The organism is Chitinibacter sp. SCUT-21, from assembly GCA_041874755.1.
Taxonomy (GTDB): Bacteria; Pseudomonadota; Gammaproteobacteria; order Burkholderiales; family Chitinibacteraceae; genus Chitinibacter.
In genome coordinates this window covers 2,543,121-2,562,786 of record CP102611.1, presented here as the reverse complement: position 1 = coordinate 2,562,786, position 19,666 = coordinate 2,543,121, and the positions used below count along the sequence as shown (strand labels likewise).

Here is a 19,666-nt window from a genome sequence, read left to right as displayed (position 1 = left end):
AGAGAAATAACTCACCAGCACATACCCAGTTAGCGTTCTCGCATGGCTTCGTTCTTGGCTTTAACGATGGGTTTGAGCAAATACTGCATCACTGTTTTTTTGCCGGTTTTAATATGCACGGTCGATAACATGCCCGGAATAATGGGTAGGTTGTGTTGTTTATCCCCGAGGTGATTCGAGCGCGTCCGCACGCGAACGAGGTAATAACTTTCTTTTTTGGCTTCATCAACAATCGAATCGGCGGTAATGGTTTCTACATCAGCCTGCAGGCCACCGTAGATCGAAAAATCATACGCCGTGAGTTTGACCATCGCTTCTTGTTTGGGGCGTAAAAAACCGATGTCAGAAGGCCTGATTTTGGCTTCAACCAGTAAATTATCTTCTAACGGCACAATCTCCATCACATCCATCCCAGGCTGCAAGACACCGCCAACGGTATTTACTTTGATCAGCTTAACTATCCCTGCTAGCGGGGCGCGGATGGTGGTGCGCTCAAATCGATCGCTCAGCGCGACAGTGGTCGCAGAGGTGGCATCCAGCTCGGCCTGCGCCGTGGATAATTCATTGGCAGCATCGGCTTTGGCTTTGGCATACACCCCGGCAATCTTGCCATTGGTTTCAGACAAACTACTTTGCAAACTGGGGATAGCTGAGCGCGTTTCATTAATCTCGCCGCTTAGATCGCTCATTTGCCGTTGCAAATGCATAAAATCAATTTGCGAAATCACGTTTTTCTCGGCCAATGGTTTGCTCATTGCATATTCTTCTTGCGCCAGCTTCAAGCCCGATTCGAGCTTGGCCAATTTGGCACGCATCGCCGCAATATCATGATTTCGTTGCGCCGCTTCACTTTGTAAAATGGCGACAGACGATTCGATTTCCCGTTTACGTGAATTAAATAATTGCTGCTCCGCGTCGATCAATGCTGGGTTGCGTTTCATAATTTGTGGTGGAGGCACAAAGGCAGTGCCATTGGCTTCGGCACTTAGGCGGGCTATTTTGGCAGCTAGTGCGTCTTGCTTCACATTACTTTCATCCAATGATGACGAAAACCGTTTCTCATCCAACTTCATTAAAATTTGGCCTTTTTTTACCACTTCGCCGACTTTCACCGGAATATTGGCCACAATTCCGCCTTCCAAATTTTGAATCACCTGCACTTGGCTGGATGGAATCACTTTACCTTCCGCAACGGTGACCTCATCAATTTCGGCAAAACACGCCCAAAGCGCTCCCACGACCAACAGCGCAGCACAGGCATACAGTAGGCTATTGGCTCGCTGCGTCGTTCCGCCATATATCGCGGCGGCACCATCGCCAAGAAAATTGAGGTCTTCTTGCTTAATAGGCTTATTTGGCAGCATGGAGTTTTCCTCCCGCAAGCAAATTCATCACTTCTTCTTTTGGTCCATCCGCGATCAGACGGCCGTTATCCAGCACCAACAAACGATCAACCAAGGTGAGCATCGACATGCGGTGGGTAATCAGCAATAAGGTGTGATTTGCATTTAAACGCCGCGCAAAGCGTTGCTTGAATTGTTCTTCACTGCGGTTATCTAGCGCGCTGGTCACTTCGTCAAACACATAAATGGGCGGATTCAGTAATAGCGCTCGCGCAATACCTAAGGTTTGTTTTTGCCCACCCGACAAGCCCGCCCCGCGCTCGCCCACCATCATGTCAAAGCCTTTTGGGTGCCGATTAACAAACTCACTGACCCCTGCAATTTCAGCGGCATCAAGCATGGCGGCATCGTCGATATACGGCGCAGAAAGGACTAAGTTATCGCGTACCGAGCCATAAAACAAAAACACGTCTTCCGGTACATAACCAATATTGTGACGTAATTGAGCAGGGTCGATTTGGCGCACATCCACGCCATCAATCCAAACCGCCCCCGCGCTCGGCTGCTGGAATCCTAAAATCAATTTCTCAAGCGTACTTTTACCCGAGCCAATACGGCCAATAATACCGACCCGCTCACCGGCATTAATTCGGAACGAGACTTTATCTAAGGCTAGGGTATCTTGGCCTGGATAACTAAAACTCACATCGCGAAACTCAATCTCTCCGCGAAAATTAGGCCGTTGCACAAAATCTTGCCCTTTTTCTCGCTCCACAGGCAATGACATGATTTGCTCCATCCCCTGCAAACCGGCACGAGCCTGATGATAGCGGCTAATTAAACTTGCCACTTGGGCAAACGGGCCTAGCGTTCTACCGAGCAATAAATTACAGGCAATCAAGCCCCCCACAGTGAGCTCGTGCAAGCCGATCAAATACACCCCACCGATCACCATAATCACCGTGGCTAACTGCTGAATAAACCCGGCCTGAATAACAATCATGCTGGATAAGCCTCGCGTGCGAACAGCCAGCTTGCCAAACTCACCGATGATTTTTTCCCAGCGACGCTGAGCAAAGCTCTCTGCCGTACAGGCCTTTAAAGTATCAATACCACTGAGGGTTTCTATCAGGCCCGATTGCTTTTGTGAGGCGACACGAAAGCTTTGTTGAATCAAATCCCCAAGCGGGCGCTGCAATAAGAGGCTAATGACAATAATGAGTGGGATACAAACTAAAGGAATTACAACCAACCAACCGCCTAACCAAAAAATCACCAGCAAAAACAATGCGACAAATGGAATATCCACAATCGCCGTCACCGTCGCGGAGGTGATAAATTCGCGAAAACCTTCAAACTCCTGAAAATGGCTGACCATGGATCCCACAGACTGGGGGCGTGATGCAACTTTTAAGCCCAGCACTCGCTCGAAAATTTGCGCCGACAACATCACATCAATGCGCTTACCCGCCAAATCAATGTAATACGCACGCAATGCCTTAATGAGCATATCAAAAAGCAGGAGCAAGATTACGCCAATCGATAACACCCACAGCGTGTCATAAATTTGATTGGGGACCACACGGTCGTACACATTCATCGTAAAGAGCGGTAAAGCAAGCGCAAAAACGTTGATCAAACACGCCGCAAGTAAAACGTGACCGTACATTGGATAGCACAGCTGTACGCTACTCCAAAACCAATGCTCCGCTTTGGGGATGTAGTCACTGTGAGTACGCGCATCAAATTGAAAACTCGGTTTAACAAAAATAACAAAGCCACAAAATAGCTGTTCTAGCGCCTCAGTACTAAGGCGCTGCTGTCCGCCGCCTGAGCTGGCCTCAAGAATTAACCAATCACTGCCCGATTTTTCAATCGCAACGCAGGCTCCGCCCTCTTTGAGCAGCAGGACTACGGGTAACGATAATTCAGGAATATCGTCTAAGCTGCGCCGTTGCAATTTAGCATTCAGCCCCGCTCTGGCCGCAGCTCGAGGAAAAAGCATCGCATCGAGCCGATTGCCATTGAGTGGTAATCCACTAGTGAGTGTTTGCACCGAACAGGGGCGATGAAAAAAACGTGTGAGCTGCAGCAAACACGTGGTTAATGGATCATCGGGCACAAAGGCCGAGTGTGGAATGGCCGTTTCGTGATGTGGAAGCGCAGAACTAGAGCTCACGGTTGATATCATCCTATTTCATACGACTTGTTTTGATCCTAGTTGAAAAAAAACACGCTTGCGCTTTTGTCTGGGCAAAAAAAGAGGCGGACATGGCCGCCTCTTTAGGTCAGAAAAAACTATTGATTCACCAGCTCAGTTTCAACCAATGGTTGAACACTTAAGTTGTTCAGCAATTGGTTGCCATCGGCTAGCAGGCGAAAACGAGCACGCAGCTCATCATATTGCCCACCAACTAAATCACGACGGGCGGTGAAATACTCATTTTCACTATCGAGCAAATCGAGTAATGAGCGCTGACCAAGGGAGAATTGCTTGCTGTATTCATCACGAGCCGATTTACTAGAATCGGCGTATTGCGTTAACACTGGCACGCGTTCGGCGGCAATGGTCATGGCATTCCATGACAGCGCCGCATTTTGACGCACTTGACGCTCTACCCGCCGCGCCACCTCAGCAGCGGAATAGGCTAGTTGCTTAGTTTCAGCAACATACGCCTTATCGCCACCGCTTTTAAAGGCATAGCGCATCCGCAGCATGCCGTAATAGCGGGTTGAATCCTCGACGGCTTTACCATCCAGTGAATTGGTATAAACCGCCCCAGCCTCTAAATTAATGCGCGGATACATTTGCGATTGCGCCAAGCCATGCTGGGCATTGGCCCCATCCACATCCGCTTTGGCTGCCTGCAATAAGCGGTTGGACGCCACCGCCCAATCGGCGGCCTCCTCCATTGACGCAGGCAAATTAGCGGGTGATGTGGGTTGAACAAGATCCTCAGGCATTTCGCCCACCAAGCGCATATATGCAATCTTGGCCTCGTTCAAGCTGGATTGAGCGGCGGATAAATTGGCTTTTGCCAATGAAACACGCGCATCAATTTGCTCATCATCAGATTTGCGCCCAAAACCACCGGAAGTCCGCAATTTAACCTGATCGGCCGTGCTTAAATGAGACTCTAAATTTTCTTGGGTAAGTTTCACCAACTCTTGCTGGCGCAATACTTCTAGATACGCCTCGGTCGTTTTCAGCGCAATATCTTCTGAAGTATTCGCTAAGCGATGAGCCGCCCCTTGCTGCCGTGCACGTTGTCGGGCCACTTCATTTTGTGTTCCCATGCCATCGAACAACATTTGCGTCAACAGCGCCTGAGCTTCTTGACGATTGTAATCAGTACCACCACCAAAATTAGTTCGCGTCGACAGATCGTTGGTGTACTCCCGGCCAGCGCCTACGGATAAATCAATTTGCGGATAATAGCCACTCTTGGCTTTATCCACCGCAGCGTCACTGGCCCGTCGCTGCCCAACATCGGTCAAAATATCCGGGCTATTTTGTAACAGCTTTTCAACAACCTGCGGCAAAGGTGCGGCTGTAGTGTGCTGCGCTAAAGCGGCAAAAATGGTCAGGGTACAGAGATATTTGCTCATCATTCATACTCCTCGGAGTTATTGCTTGTTCTTTTATTCGAGCGCCTGATGCGCCTTTTTTAAACAACAATAACTATCAATACAGATCAAATTCGAGGAATAGCAAGCCGCAAATGCTCAGCGGAAATGGACTAGCAAAACAAAAAAGCCACCCAGTCAGGTGGCTTTTTTGTTTTCTTTCTAATTTCAACAATCACAAGGTGGGGCACTATCTAAACCAAATGCTAAATACTAAGGCCCCCAGCAAGGTGGCAATCACCGCCAGTAGATAATTGCGCTTTTTTTGTTCCCACATCAGGCCTTTGTAGCCCTGCAGCAATAGCTCGGTGTGGTTTTGGTTGAGCACTTCATTCAGTTTACGCGGCAGCGTTGGCAACAAAGTCGCCCATTGCGGCGCCTCGTGTTTCAGCGTTGCAATCAGGCCGCGCCAGCCAATTTGCTCATTCATCCAGCGCTCCAGAAATGGCTTCGCCGTTTGCCATAGATCGAGATCAGGGTCGAGTTGGCGACCCAAACCTTCGATATTGAGCAGCGTTTTTTGTAGCAGCACCAGCTGTGGCTGGATTTCGACATTAAAGCGACGCGAGGTTTCAAACAGGCGCAGCAACACAAAGCCAAACGAAATTTGGCTCAGCGGCTTATTAAAGAACGGCTCGCACACAGTACGCACCGCTGCTTCGAGTTCTTCAACGCGCGTGTCTTTTGGCACCCAACCGCACTCAATGTGCGCAGTCGCAACGCGATGATAATCGCGGTTAAAAAACGCCAAAAAGTTAATCGCCAGATACTGCTTATCCGTATCGCTCAGCGAACCAACAATACCAAAGTCTAGCGCGATATACCTATTATCTGGCGCCACGAAAATATTGCCCGGATGCATATCGGCATGAAAGAAACCGTGCCGAAATACTTGGCTGAAAAAGATTTCCACACCAAAGCGGCTGAGCTTTTTCAAATCCATACCGGCGGCTTTCAGCTCGTCAATTTTGCCGATCGGAATACCGTTCATCCACTCGAGCACCAGCACTTCGCGCGCGCAGAAGTCGTAATACACTTCGGGCACGATCAATTGATCTGAATTTTTAAAATTGCGGCGCAACTGGCTGGCGTTCGCCGCCTCGTGCATTAAATCGAGCTCGTCATGCAAATAGCGATCAAATTCGGCCACGACTTCACGCGGCTTCAGGCGCGGGCCATCGGCAAATAGTTTTTCGACGCACACTGCCAGTACGCGCATCAGCGCCAAATCGCCTTCAATCACCGGCAAGATATTTGGGCGCAATACTTTAACCGCCACTTCGTGCCCCGTTTCACCATTTATTGGATGCAGGCGCGCGCGGTGCACTTGCGCGACGGACGCCGACGCGACGGGTTGCGGGTCAAACTCAGCAAATAGCTCGGCAATCGATTTGCCCAAACTTTTTTCAATCTGGTTGATCGCCGTTTGCGAATCAAACGGCGGCACTTTGTCTTGCAGTTTGGCGAGTTCATCCGCCAAATCGGGCGGCATTAAATCGCGCCGTGTGGAGAGCACTTGGCCGAATTTAACGAAAACAGGGCCAAGTGATTCGAGTGCCAAACGCAGACGCACTGCGCGCGGCTGATCGAGTTTGCGCCAGAAAAACAGTGCGCCAATTAGCTTGCGCAAGCCGTGCACACGTTCATGGCCAAGTAAAAATTCGTCTAAGCCGAAATGCACCACCACGTAGGCGATTTTAAAAAAACGAAACATAGCCGCCTTTATTCTTTGCTGGCTGCGCCAAAATGGGCTTCAAGTTGCACCAGCCGTTTTTCCAAACGCGCTAAATCATTGCGCAGCGTATCGACATCGTCGCAAAACGCAGCGACCGCTTCTTTGCGCGGCAATAGCCGATCTTCATCACGCACATACTCCACCACGGTTTCGCCAAAGCGCTGACCAAACGCCAGCGGCATTTTGGCCAAGCTTTGTCCTGCCGTGGTGATGCGATGCGCGGCGATGTCGCCAACCAGACGCGATAAATCTTCGGCGGCATCCCATGACAGCGCGCCCAAGGCCGCGCCAATCTTCGCCGCAAAATCCGGATCGCCCGCCAATATCACTTGGCGCGAAGCGGCCTGTGGGTCGGTGAGTCGCATGCTAAAGAAGGACAATGGCAGTTGCAGGCTCGCCTCCGATGGTGCTTCGGAGTGGGCTAACAAGCCATCGGGCATCACCACCACATTCGCAGCCAACAAGGGCATTTGAATCGCAAAGGTACGCCCAGCGACGCGCGCCAAATCAGCTTGCACCGCTGGCGCTTGCTGCAATAAATGATTCAGTACCGCCGACAAACCCCATTGCCCGAGCGACATTAGAATTTCGTCCCTTTATGCAACGCCACGACGCCGCCGGTCATATTGTGAAAATCGGCGCGGCCAAAACCTGCGTCGAGCATCATTTGCTTTAGCGTTTCTTGATCAGGGTGCATGCGGATGGATTCGGCCAAATATTGGTATGAATCCGCATCATTGGCCACCAGCTTGCCCATAAACGGCAGCAATTTAAATGAATACAAATCGTAAGCCGGTTTAAGCGGCGCCCAAACTTTAGAAAACTCCAGCACCAGCAAACGGCCACCCGGTTTGAGGACGCGGTGCATTTCTTTGAGCGCAGCATCTTTGTGCGTCATATTGCGCAAGCCAAACGCCACGGTCACGATATCGAAGTATCCATCTGGGAACGGCAGTTTTTCTGCATCACACTGAGCTACTGGCAGGGGGTATCCGGCATCGAGCAAACGATCACGACCTACGCCGAGCATCGAGCTATTAATATCGGTCAGCCACACTTGGCCGGTCTTACCCACTTTTTTGCAAAACGCTTTTGATAAATCGCCCGTGCCACCGGCGATATCCAAGATGCGGTCACCCGCTTTTGCGCCGCTGGTTTCGATGGTGAAAAACTTCCATGCGCGGTGTAAACCGGCCGACATCAAGTCATTCATCACATCGTATTTTTGCGCCACCGAGTGAAACACTTCGGCGACTTTTTGCGCTTTTTCCGACTCGTTGACGGTGCTAAAACCGAAATGGGTTTTTGAATCGCTCATTGCGTTCTGCCTTTTTAAAGTGGTTCGCGCGACGCGCCGGCCGCCTCGAGTTCATTGAGATATTTTTGCCAGTAGGCTGAATAGTTTGCACCCAATTCATAGAGGTATTGCCATGAAAACAAGCCTGAATCATGGTCATCGTCAAATACCAGCTTGAGTGCATAATGCCCAACGGGCTCAATCGCCTTGATATTGACGTTGATTTTGCCCACTTGCAGCACTTCATTGCCCACGCCGTGTCCGCGCACTTCGGCCGATGGGCTCAGGACGCGCAAATACTCACACGGCAATTGAAAACGTGCGCCATCGGCAAAGGCGATTTCGAGCACGCGCGACGCTTGATGCAAGGTAACTTCGGTTGGATGCGGAGTGTCTGCTTGAAGGCCAGCCATAAACGTTGATGTGCCTAGATGAAAATTGTGCTAATGATACCGCGCTTACGGTTTAGCGACCACCTGCGCAGCATGGCAAACTGCGGGCAAGTTTCACTCACTTAGCCTAATAAATAGTTACTAGCGTCACGAATCCGCGCCATTGGCGACAGTAAAGCTTTCAAAACATGAAAAATAAATCGCTAATTTGCAGACTTGTAATATTAAGTTCACACTTAAGCCTTATTCTCGCAATCAAATAATTGAACTTTTTCCGCGAGGAGCGATCTATGGCCGCCAACATTCTGCTGGTCGAAGATGAACCAGCCATTCAAGAACTGATTGCTTTTAATCTGTCGCAGGCAGGTCATCATGTGATGCGCGCCGATTCGGTCGAAAGCGCACAAGGGATTGTTCGCAATGCCCTACCCGATTTAATTTTGCTCGATTGGATGCTCCCAGGCATGTCGGGCATTGATTTTGCGCGCAAACTGCGCGGAGATGAGCGCACGCGCTCGATCCCACTGATCATGCTGACCGCGCGCTCAGACGAACAAGACAAAATTGCCGGCTTGGAAACGGGTGCGGACGATTACATCACCAAACCATTTAGCCCACGTGAATTGCAAGCGCGCATCAAAGCGGTACTGCGCCGCCGTGCGCCACAGGCGACGGACGACCCCGTTGAGATTCATGGGCTGCGTCTCGATCCAGTTACGCATCGCGTTTCAGGTAATGGCCAGCCACTGGAACTGGGCCCGACCGAGTTTCGCCTGCTCCATTTCTTTATGACGCACACCGAACGTGTTCATACCCGCGCCCACCTACTCGATCAAGTCTGGGGTGACCATGTGTTTGTTGAAGAACGCACTGTTGATGTACACATTCGTCGACTACGCTCATCACTAGAGGGAACTGGTCACGATAATCTGATTCAAACCGTGCGTGGCTCAGGCTACCGACTGTCTGTGAACTAAGTGCGCTTTTTTCACCGACGGGGGTAATGCACTGCATTACCCTTTTTGTTTAGAACGGATTGAAAGGCAGCCCATGCTTTGGTTTAGATCGATTGTTTATTATTTTTTTGTTGCGCTAATTACCTTGGCCATTAGCGCCATCGGCGGCGTGGTCTGGGGGCTGTCTTTCGCACTGGGCGTCGTTGCGATCGCTTGTTTGTTTCATATTTATAACCTGCACCGCCTGCACGCTTGGTTGCAAAACCCGCAAGTCGATAATGTGCCGGGCAGCTTTATGCTGTGGCAGGAAGTATTCGATCAAATTTACGCCGAGGTGCGTAAACAGAAAAAAGCCAAAGAGCGTTTGGCCGGCACATTGGATCGCTTTTTATCAGCCGCCGAAGCGTTACCCGATGGCGTGGTGATTCTGGACGACAATGATCGCATTGAATGGTGCAACCCGGCCTCGTGCGAGCATTTAAGCCTGAATCGCAAGCTCGATATGGGGCAGCCCATTACGCATTTACTGCGCTACCCTAGCCTACGCGATTATTTGAAAGAGCAAGATTTTAGTCATCCCGTCATCATTCGCATTACCCGCCCCACCGAGCAAACGCTCTCGGCTCAAGTGGTACCGTTTGATTCAACGCGTAAATTATTGCTTAGCCGTGATATTACCCAGCTTGAACGCGTGCAAACTGTGCACCGTGATTTTGTCGCCAATGTCTCGCACGAATTGCGTACCCCGCTCACTGTCGTGGGAGGGTTTATCGAAACGATGATCGATATGCCATCGTCTGACGCGAAAACGCGCGAAACGCATTTACAACTGATGTACGAACAAACACAGCGCATGCAGCGCTTGGTAGAAGACTTGCTGACGCTTTCTAAACTTGAGAGTGGCGCGCAGGTGCGTGAAGAAGAAGTCGATATCCCGCAGCTGATGCAATTACTGCGCACCGAAGCCAATGGACTCTCGCAAGGGCGCCATACGGTGGAGATTGGTCAACTTGATCGCCCACGCTTGATTGGCAATCACGATGAACTGCATTCCGCGCTGGGCAATTTAGTCTCGAACGCGATTCGCTACACGCCGCCGGGCGGCAAAATTACGCTGGGCTGGGAAAAACGCGACGATAGCGTCTGCTTTACCTGCCGTGACACCGGCATTGGCATCGCGCCCGAACACATTCCACGCCTGACCGAGCGGTTTTACCGGGTTGATCGCGGCCGCTCACGCAATACCGGTGGCACGGGCTTGGGACTAGCAATCGTCAAACACATTCTGCACCGCCATCAAGCGCAAATGTTGATTTCTTCGGAATTAGGCAAAGGCAGTGAATTTGCAGTGAAATTTCCAGCCACGCGCATGATCGAGTAGTCCAAATCGGCATTTGCCGCCTTTTTTGCGCTGCAAATGCCGCAATTGCGGTTTTTTTGCGTCTGCGCAAAGGCAAAGCTCTTGGCTTTCGTTGATAATGCCCCATGTCATTGAAATGCGTGGCGCACAGGTTTAAACCGACGCGCACATCGTGCAGAAATGAATTGCCTACTTCACAGAAAATGAGGTCATTACCATGAGCAGAATCGCCGCAATTAAACCTTTCGGTCAACGTATTTGGTTGGACAATCTTTCCCGTGGTCTGTTGGAATCTGGCGAATTGGCTCGCCTGATCGCAGAAGACGACATCGCTGGTGTGACTTCTAACCCTGCGATTTTCTACAAATCAATTTCGTCTGATCCGCTCTACACTGGCGACTTGGCTGAGCTGAAAAAGCAAGACCTGACTGCTGAACAACGCTACGAAGCGCTGGTTGTGCCTGATATTCAAGCAACGTGCGATTTAACGCGCGCAATGTACGACGCGACCAATGGCCAAGACGGCTATGTAAGCTTGGAAGTATCACCAACACTGGCTAACGACGCACAAGGCACCATCGACAACGCGAAACGTCTGTGGGCTGAAATCAACCGCCCTAACGCAATGATCAAAGTACCAGCCACTGACGCTGGCGTGGTGGCGTTTGAAGAATTGATCGCTTCTGGCATCAATGTAAACATCACACTGATGTTCAACCTGAAACACGTTGATAACGTATTGACCGCCTACATCCGCGGTTTGGAAGCGCGTGCTGCGGCTGGCCTGCCAGTGGATAAAGTACAAGCTGTCGCGTCAGTCTTCTTGTCACGCGTGGATAGCCTGATCGACCCACAACTCGAAGCGATCGGCACCCCAGAAGCACTCGCATTGCGCGGCACAGTAGCTAAGTCATTCGTTAAAGTGGCTTACCAGCACTACAAAGCGCTATTCCACGGTAGCCGTTTTGCGGCGTTGAAAGCCAAAGGCGCAAACCCACAACGTCTGCTGTGGGCATCAACGGGTACGAAAAACAAAGCGTACAACGACGTGATGTACGTGGAAGATTTGATCGGACCAGAAACTGTGAACACCGTACCTGACGCGACTTTGGCGTTGTTCCGCGACCACGGCAATGCAGCAAATACGCTGGAAACTGGCACAGATGCAGCAGTACAAACTTTGGTGAAAGTGCGCGAATTGGGTATCAACTACAACCTCGCTGGCGAGCAATTGCAGGTTGATGGCTTGAAGCAATTTGACGAAGCCTTTGCCAAATTGTTGGAACTGACTAAATAATTTAGTTTAGCCCAACACCAGCCCCGCCTAGAGCGGGGCTTTTTTATACCCACCCAATGTGTAAGCATCAAAGCCTTTTTCAACAATAGCTATAGACTCATACCCCGCAAAAAACACGGGCATCACTTACACCAATCTTTGAGATATTCACAAAAATTTAAAAAATTAGTAATAATTTAACAAATTTGTCACATTAAAGCTGACAATCTCTGCCATAATCAATCTCGCTTTTTGTTTTGGTTTTTAGCTTTATGCGCAAGATTCTGATCGTCAATCCCAAAGGGGGCAGTGGCAAGTCCACCCTCTCTACCCATCTGGCCAGCTGGTTTGCCTGGCAAGAAGCGAAAGTCATGTTGGGCGATCTAGATCGACAGCACTCTAGCCACCATTGGCTGGATTTACGACCTGAAACGCTGCCGCAAATCAATCGCTGGGAAATCGGTGACGATCACATCGCTCGTCCCCCAAAAGGTTGCCAAGTTGCCGTCCTCGACACCCCAGCGTGTTTTAGCGGTGGCAAACTCAAAAAAGTATTAAAAATCGTCGATCATGTCATCGTGCCCTTATTGCCATCGGCGTTCGATTTATGGGCCAGCGCTGATTTTTTTGAAGAATTGGCTGAAATGAAAGCTGTGCGCCATGAAAATGTACAAGTTGGCGCGGTGGGGATGCGGGTTAATTCGCGCACGCAAGCAGCCCATCAACTTCCTGAATTTTTAAGAAAATTCGACATTCCATTGATCACCAGCATCCGCGATACGCAGCTGTACAACCAAACCATCCAACGCGGCATGACTTTATTCGACCTACCCGCCAGTAAAATCGAGCGCGACCAAGCCGAGTGGCAACCCTTAATTGATTGGGTACTTAAGCGATAATTTTCCACTGTCATTTTCGTCAGTGAACATTTCATTCAAGGCTATAATTGCGCCACTTTGATGATTGAGCTCAGTATGCTGTCTGCCGCACACCTTCACACCATTGAACAAGCCCTAACCACGCGCAGCGGGCGGGTCGTGGTCGTCGAGTTAGATCGCCAACGTGTCATCGTTAAACGGCAAGAAAGCCGCGCCCGCCCGTTTGGCTACAGCGCGCTTAACTTAGCGGCGAAAATATTACAGCAGCCGATTTTATGCGCAGTGCCCGCCTATGGCGGAGCAAAAGGCCAAGCCACTGAAGTGCGTCGCCTGCGCCAACTCAAAGATGCGGCAGTTGCAGTACCCGAAGTACTGCACACAGGCTCGGACTGGATTGCCATCAGTGATGCCGGCGAAACATCGATCGACTATTTACTCACGCGTAGCACAGAGCCGCAGTTAGCGACCTGGGACAAAGCATTAGCCGCAATTTTGGATACGCATCGTAAAGGGCAAACCTTAAGCCAAGCCTTTGCACGCAATATCCACCTCCACGATGGAGAAATCATTTTCATCGATTTTGAAGACGATCCGCTCGAGGTACTGAGCTTGGCACAGGCGCAAACGCGAGATTGGCTGCTGTTTATCCATTCAACCGTTTACCTAATGCAGCTCGAGCTGCAGGTTTTGACTGAGCGTTTTGCCCATTTTGTTGGGCAAGATAGTACTGAAGTTCAAGCTTTAATCAAAAACAGCGGCCATAGTCTGGCTTGGCTGCGCCATCTGCCCAAGCAACGCAAACCTTGGGGTCGCGATGTGATTTCACTGCAAGGCGCAGGCGCGCTGATGCACGCCTTTGCTCAATTACGACCGCGGCTGACAAGCGGCAAATAAATCAAGCTTGCGCTGATAGGCCGTGGTTTGCACATCCAGCAAACCGAGCATCGAATGAAATAGATTGTCGTGTGAATACGCTTGAGCTGCTTTTTGCTTTAAACACGCAGCATTCAAACCCCGGCTTTGCTGATACTGCGGCGAAAACCACATGATTGCAGGAATATGTGTTTGATAATCTGGCGCAATCACATAGGGCGAACCATGCAGGTATAACCCCCTTTCCCCAATTGATTCGCCATGATCAGACACATACACCATAGCAGTATCTACGACATCTTGTTTTTCTTGCAGCATCTTTATCAAGCTCGCCAATACGTGATCGGTATAGCGCAGCGTATTGTCATAGCTATTTAAAATTTCGGCCTGGCTACATTTATCAAGCTGATTGGTTTGGCAATACGGTTTGAATTGTGCAAATTGCGCAGGGTAGCGTTTGTAGTAGGCAGGTCCATGGCTACCCATCATGTGCAACACCAGTACCGCGGATTGCTTACCCTTTTCCAGCTCCGCCAATTGCGCCGGAATTTTTTGCAGCAAGATTTCATCCCAACACTCACCGTCGCGGCATAAAGCAGGATCGGACTCAGCCGCAGTCGATTCATTCGGCACACGGTCACAGGCGCCTTTACAGCCAGACTGATTATCCCGCCAGTTCACCGCCAAACCCACTCTTTGCAATATATCGAGCAAGCCCTGGTGGCTTTTACCCAGCTTATCGCTGTAATCGCTACGTTCAAACATCGAAAACATACAGGGCACCGACACTGCGGTATCGGTACCACAGGAGCTGAACTGACTAAAATTGATCAGCGCTGGAATTTTCTTTAATTCAGCATTAGTGTCGCGTTCATACCCATTGAGCGAAAAATTGGCAGCACGCGCCGTTTCGCCGACCACCAAGACGGTCAATGACGGACGGGTTACTTTTTGCCAGCTCGCCCCCAACTTGGCATCCTCACCAATCGGCTTAACCTCAACCGGCGTTAATGCCGCGCTATTGCGCAAGTATTTTGAGGTGGCTTGAATGTAATTACTCGGCGTTAGCAAATAGCGCAATTCGCGGTGATTACGAAATACGGATGCAAAGTCTTTATAGTAACCGGCAGCAATCGTACCCAGCAGCAGAACGGACCCCAAGATCACCAAAGATTTCACTTTGGCCTCGTGTTTAAAAGGTCGAAACTCAATTTGCGCACGCCATAGCAAGACGATAGGGACTATACCAAGCAGCAATACATACAGCAGCATTTTGAAGGTGAGCAGATCGCGCGCCTCGCCGTGATTGGTTTCAAATGCGTTTTGTACCATTTCCGCATTAATCATTACCCCGTATTGGCTCATGAAATACACAATAAATGGGGTAACTAGAAGGATGGCCGTGAACGTGGGTTTGAGCACATAGGGCACCGCAATCAGCGTCAAAATGGCGTTAAACACCAAAAATAAAAAAACAAAGCCAATTGCAATAAACATCCATGCCGCAAAAGTATTGGGTTGCTGCAAGGCGATAAATTTTTGCCAAAACACCATATTGCAGGCACTGAGCAAAAATAGAACAAATAAGGCGGTGAGCCGTTCGCTACGTAAGACCATATTAAAATCCACCCATCATTTGACTATTTTCTGACACAAAACTGGCGGCCACACAATATATAGCAATACGAGAATTATCCATACCCACCACAGCGTCCATAAATTGTGTGAAAGAAAATGGGCCCCGCGCATCATTTGCGACCAGCCCATCGCAAAGCCCAAACCAATGGCGATGGCAAAGCCAATCCAAGCATATTTTCGCGCGTCATCACGCAGTGCAAAGTAAAAAACGAGTAGCGCAAAACCACCCGAAGCATGGCCGCCTGGAAAACAGCGTCCAGGGCTAACTCCGAGCGGTAAACGGCCCAATAAAGGCAATAGCGGGGCTTGGCCGCCAAAGAGTTGCAAATCCCATGGGCAGGCATGAATGCTGTGGCGTTTCATTACTTGAATCAGTGCTGTAGAGAGCAATAACCCCAGCAGCATCCAAATGATGCGCCGCCGATGAACGACAAAGTCGCTAGCAAATCGGGACCAAATCAAAGCAGAGAGCAAGGTAATCGGAATAAACCACAGTGCACTCTTTAGCCCGGTATGCATAACTGCATCAAGGAAAAAATGATTTTTTAGCGGAAAAACATGCCGATTTGGATCATAAAACCAGCTAGTGAGTGTTACATCCCATTGCGTTTGTGGATAGAGCCAAAGCAATGCCGCACCAGCAACAAGCGGAAGTAAAATGTGGCTGCAGTAAAACCGAAGAGAGTGTTGCGCCATAGCATGCAGCAAAAAAAGAAACAATGGCGCACACTGTAACAAGCACAGTGTGAGTAGAAACGAAGGTTTGTGTGAGTATTTTGTGAGGGGAAAATCCTTAGACTTTCAGCATCTGGATGCTAATTTTCGTACCATGCTCCAGCCGACTTTGAATCTGTAATTGCCAACCCAAGGCATCACAAATTCGCATCACAATCGCCAAACCCAAGCCACTTCCGTCAGGCAATGAACTAGCACGCTCAAATGGCAGCGTTACTCGGTGCAAATCTTGCTCTGCCATTCCCTGCCCAGTATCACTCAGAATTAGCTGGCCTTGGAGCCAATCCAAACGGATTTGCCCTGCCTGGGTATAACGCAATGCATTGCTGAGCAAATTATCAATCAACATCTTCAATAATTGTGGATCAGCCAGAATCCACACCGCGGCATCCACATTAAGCAAGCGCTGTATTTGTGGCTTTTGCTCGGCAACTTGCTGCAAAGAGGTCTCTAAAGCCTGGCGCAAATTGATTTGTGCCAGATTTATTGATCGCAAGTCGCGCGCTAAAAATAGCAAGGCGCTTAACCTTTGCTCCATTTCATCAGCGGCAGCTTCAATCTGCATAGCACGTTCTTGATCGGACTTGCTCAGCGCCCCCAATTCTCGGATTAGCTCGGCGCTAGTGCGGATGCGAGTCAGCGGAGTGCGAAGTTCGTGCCCCACATGCGCAGTAAATTCACGCTCACGCAGCAACAGTTGTGCTTTTTGCTCGCGAGACTCGGAAATAGCTTGCGCCAAGACTCCAAGCTCTCGGTCACGTACCTGCGAAACATCAATTGGCAGATCAAACTCAACCGCGGCTGTTAGCGCATTAAACTGCCGCAAGATGCTCCCAGCGAAAAAATACCCAACGAGCAAGGCTAAAATACTTAGCAACACAACCGCCCAAATGACACCAATATAGGTGGCAGTTAAGCGCAACTCGTGATCTTGGGTATCGTAGAGTACATACAGTCGCTCGCCACGATATTCACGCACGCCCACATGATATTCGCGCCCTTGCTCATAGTATTCGGTATTACCCAAGCCAAACTGATTGATTTCTGCTGGCAATTTTGCGGCAACTTGACCAAGCGGAGCGTGATAAAAATACAGGTTTTTCGGCAGCAGTAATTCACCTTGAATCGGCCAACGTGTTTGAATCTGATTGAGCGTGGCATTGACGATTTCATCAATCAACTCCTCTTCCTGCTCTTGCGTGGCAGTTAATATTGCGAAGGCCAGCGCAATGAGAGCGCTACAAATCAGCAACGAAAACGCGAAAGAAATTCGCCGACGCAAACTCATTCTTTGCATGACTGCGCCTCATGCGGCACAAGCATATAGCCGCGACCATGAATCGTTTGGATTGGGCTATGCCCATCAGCCAGTGTGAGTACTTTGCGTAATTGAGAAAGGTGATAACGCAGTGCATCGCTTGTGTCTTGTACTTCACCCCACAACGCTCGTTCGAGTTGCTCTCGGGTAAATAAAGTTTGCGGTTTTTGCAGCAAGATGTGCAATAGCGTTAATGTTTTGGGTGGCAGATGTAATGCATGACCTTGCCAGTAGAATTGGGCAGTTTGCGCGGTATAATACAAAGCACCAAAGCGTAAATCCGCCGAGGTTACCCGCCCATGTGCACGACGCAACAACGCATTAATCCGCATCACCAACTCAGCCAACGAAAAAGGCTTGAGCAGATAATCATCAGCGCCGGCATCAAAGCCGAGCTGCTTGTCTTCGATGGTATCGCGAGCAGTTAAAATCAGAATCGGAAGGGTGAGCTTTAATTGTTGCCGAACATGCTGAGCCAGCTGCACACCACCTAGCCCTGGTAGCCCTAAATCCAAGACCATTAAGTCAAAGTGCTCATTGGCCAATAAATGCAGCGCAGCGGCAGCATTCGGGGCGGCATCGGGCTGCAAGCCTTTGGCACTTAAAAAGTCATAAATATTGGCGCTAATTTGGGCATCATCTTCAACGATGAGAATTTTGGCGGTCATATCAACTCCACAATTCATCGCAGTGTAAACGATTTGTGGCTCAAGCCAATACACACCGGAAGTATATCTATACAAGATAATTAAATTGAGAACATAAAGACTATACCCCACCAATTTAATGATGAACTTTTTCGGTCCAAATTAATGCCTCGCTTCGACAACGCAGTAATTGCGCCTCACTAAAACCGAGTAGACCACCCAAGCGCAGCATATTAGGCCGATCATTGCGCTCAATGACCATGGCCAATTGCAAATAAGGGTAGTATGGGCCTTTACGTTTGAGCAAAGCTTCGTTCACCGCATCTGGCAAAGATAGCGCGGCCAGCGCTTGATTCAAAGGTTGTTGCAACAATACATCCATCAGCGATAAAGCGCCCGTTAGAAATAATTGCTCCCCCTGCCCTGCTCCGAATTTATGCGCTCCCAAGTTTTCCATCAAGCGCGCACGCAGGAGTGCGGCATCCATAAAATGCAAATCATCCACGCACTGCGTTTCTGCGCTAAACAACAATAAGCTCAACCAGCGATACAAGCTATCCCGGCCTATTGTTTTGAGGATTTGCTCGGCGGTGCTCACTTCATGTTCCAAACCCAGCGCGGGCGAATTAATCATTCTTAGTAATTTATAAAATAGAATCGGATCCGCTTTGAGCGCTTCTACTAAAACCGGAGTAGGTGATTCCTGGCGGATGAACTCCATCAATTGAAGTACTTGCGAGCGCATTACTTGCGGCGAATGAGCATCCCACCGCGAGCGCGAACTGATAAATGCCCCTTGAAAGTAGTCAATACGCTCGCCATACACGGCGGAATGCCACACCGATTCGAAGGCTTCATTCGAATCAACACGACAGGCGATCAATTGCAATCGTTCCAGGTCATTAATCCACTGCACCACATCGTTGGCAAAAGTCCATTCTTCCTGCAAATCAAGCACGATGAAATCAAGCTGCGCGGCTAGCTGTGACATGCCCACATTCATACACTCATGTGCAAAAACGCCAAATCGCAACCCAATTTGTCGCAGCAGCCCCACCTGATGGATGATCTCAGGGCTGACATCTTCTTCACCAAAACGCAAAATAAGCACACATTGCGATGCAGGTAGAAATTGCAGATTGGGATCAAAAATATGACTGGCTTCGAAATTGACCAAGGCAAAACGATGACCCAATAAACGGACTAAGGGCATCCCCACCAATTGACTGACTAAGGCCTGATCATAGAGCCGACGCATTGCGTGCCCGAGAAAAATTCGGCGCGTGATGCTCTTTTTCAGCATGAACTCATGCCCAACTACTTTTTCTTCACGATTAACGATCGTCTCTCGGCATAAGATACTGTGGGCGTCATGGGCATGCGCCACGTCATGATCGTTCCCTTCAGGACTGGTTAAAGGCGATAGCTGGTTTAACTGAGCAAAGGCATCTGGCCCGCTGGCGATTTCTTTTTCTGCAAACAAGCGTTGGATAAATCGACTCATCATCCACCTCGTTAAATTCAATAATTAACTATAGTTAGTCCGCCATTCAACATCGTGCCACTCATCCAAATAATCCTGCGCAAATAA

At 49.6% G+C, this 19,666-nt stretch carries 17 protein-coding genes; 5 read left to right on the top strand and 12 right to left on the bottom strand.

All coding sequences use genetic code 11. From position 1 onward, the window contains the following. Window positions 1-29 precede the first annotated feature (29 nt). The 7 genes from NT239_11945 to NT239_11915 all read right to left on the bottom strand — a co-directional run bounded on the left by NT239_11945 (window position 30) and on the right by NT239_11915 (window position 8,415). Complete coding sequence (locus NT239_11945; GenBank protein ID XGA70483.1) at window positions 30-1,364, bottom strand: HlyD family type I secretion periplasmic adaptor subunit; 1,335 nt, start codon at window positions 1,362-1,364, stop codon at window positions 30-32. After that, the gene (locus NT239_11940; GenBank protein ID XGA70482.1) at window positions 1,351-3,522 is read right to left on the bottom strand and encodes a type I secretion system permease/ATPase; all 2,172 of its coding nucleotides are present in this window, start codon (window positions 3,520-3,522) and stop codon (window positions 1,351-1,353) included. Before NT239_11940 ends, NT239_11945 begins: the two co-directional genes overlap by 14 nt. A gap of 119 nt (window positions 3,523-3,641) precedes the next feature. Next, window positions 3,642-4,955, bottom strand: coding sequence for a TolC family outer membrane protein (locus NT239_11935; GenBank protein ID XGA70481.1), 1,314 nt, complete (start codon window positions 4,953-4,955; stop codon window positions 3,642-3,644). A 205-nt stretch (window positions 4,956-5,160) separates the two neighbouring features. Continuing rightward, window positions 5,161-6,684, bottom strand: coding sequence for a ubiquinone biosynthesis regulatory protein kinase UbiB (ubiB, locus tag NT239_11930; protein XGA70480.1), 1,524 nt, complete (start codon window positions 6,682-6,684; stop codon window positions 5,161-5,163). Window positions 6,685-6,692: 8 nt separating this feature from the next. Next, the gene (locus NT239_11925; GenBank protein XGA70479.1) at window positions 6,693-7,286 is read right to left on the bottom strand and encodes a sterol-binding protein; all 594 of its coding nucleotides are present in this window, start codon (window positions 7,284-7,286) and stop codon (window positions 6,693-6,695) included. Next, window positions 7,286-8,023, bottom strand: coding sequence for a bifunctional demethylmenaquinone methyltransferase/2-methoxy-6-polyprenyl-1,4-benzoquinol methylase UbiE (gene ubiE, locus NT239_11920; protein ID XGA70478.1), 738 nt, complete (start codon window positions 8,021-8,023; stop codon window positions 7,286-7,288). The genes NT239_11925 and ubiE overlap by 1 nt, the downstream gene beginning before the upstream one ends. Window positions 8,024-8,037: 14 nt before the next feature. Continuing rightward, window positions 8,038-8,415, bottom strand: coding sequence for a DUF971 domain-containing protein (locus tag NT239_11915; GenBank protein XGA70477.1), 378 nt, complete (start codon window positions 8,413-8,415; stop codon window positions 8,038-8,040). 269 nt (window positions 8,416-8,684) lie between these two features. Here NT239_11915 and phoB point away from each other — a divergent pair, with 269 nt between their 5' ends. The 5 genes from phoB to NT239_11890 all read left to right on the top strand — a co-directional run bounded on the left by phoB (window position 8,685) and on the right by NT239_11890 (window position 13,758). After that, on the top strand, window positions 8,685-9,371 hold the full coding sequence (gene phoB, locus NT239_11910) for a phosphate regulon transcriptional regulator PhoB (protein XGA70476.1): 687 nt from the start codon (window positions 8,685-8,687) through the stop codon (window positions 9,369-9,371). Between the two features lie 73 nt (window positions 9,372-9,444). Continuing rightward, window positions 9,445-10,731, top strand: coding sequence for a phosphate regulon sensor histidine kinase PhoR (phoR, locus tag NT239_11905; protein ID XGA70475.1), 1,287 nt, complete (start codon window positions 9,445-9,447; stop codon window positions 10,729-10,731). Between the two features lie 196 nt (window positions 10,732-10,927). After that, window positions 10,928-12,007, top strand: coding sequence for a transaldolase (gene tal, locus NT239_11900; GenBank protein XGA70474.1), 1,080 nt, complete (start codon window positions 10,928-10,930; stop codon window positions 12,005-12,007). 251 nt (window positions 12,008-12,258) lie between these two features. Continuing rightward, entirely contained in the window at window positions 12,259-12,885 is a 627-nt protein-coding gene (locus NT239_11895) for a ParA family protein (GenBank protein ID XGA70473.1), read from the top strand. A 75-nt stretch (window positions 12,886-12,960) separates the two neighbouring features. After that, window positions 12,961-13,758, top strand: a complete 798-nt coding sequence (locus NT239_11890; GenBank protein ID XGA70472.1) for a hypothetical protein — start codon at window positions 12,961-12,963, stop codon at window positions 13,756-13,758. Here the strand turns inward: NT239_11890 and NT239_11885 are convergent. The 5 genes from NT239_11885 to NT239_11865 all read right to left on the bottom strand — a co-directional run bounded on the left by NT239_11885 (window position 13,729) and on the right by NT239_11865 (window position 19,582). Further along, on the bottom strand, window positions 13,729-15,354 hold the full coding sequence (locus tag NT239_11885) for a phosphoethanolamine--lipid A transferase (GenBank protein ID XGA70471.1): 1,626 nt from the start codon (window positions 15,352-15,354) through the stop codon (window positions 13,729-13,731). The two genes, NT239_11890 and NT239_11885, sit on opposite strands and share 30 nt — an antisense overlap. Window positions 15,355-15,369: 15 nt before the next feature. Then, window positions 15,370-16,071 (bottom strand): phosphatase PAP2 family protein, encoded by a 702-nt coding sequence (locus NT239_11880; protein ID XGA70470.1) that lies wholly within the window; start codon window positions 16,069-16,071, stop codon window positions 15,370-15,372. Between the two features lie 97 nt (window positions 16,072-16,168). Further along, window positions 16,169-17,407: a HAMP domain-containing histidine kinase gene (locus NT239_11875; GenBank protein XGA70469.1), complete on the bottom strand. Its 1,239-nt coding sequence runs from the start codon at window positions 17,405-17,407 to the stop codon at window positions 16,169-16,171. Then, on the bottom strand, window positions 17,395-18,096 hold the full coding sequence (locus NT239_11870) for a response regulator transcription factor (GenBank protein ID XGA70468.1): 702 nt from the start codon (window positions 18,094-18,096) through the stop codon (window positions 17,395-17,397). The genes NT239_11875 and NT239_11870 overlap by 13 nt, the downstream gene beginning before the upstream one ends. Window positions 18,097-18,211: 115 nt before the next feature. Next, on the bottom strand, window positions 18,212-19,582 hold the full coding sequence (locus NT239_11865) for an HDOD domain-containing protein (GenBank protein ID XGA70467.1): 1,371 nt from the start codon (window positions 19,580-19,582) through the stop codon (window positions 18,212-18,214). Between the last annotated feature and the right edge of the window lie 84 nt (window positions 19,583-19,666).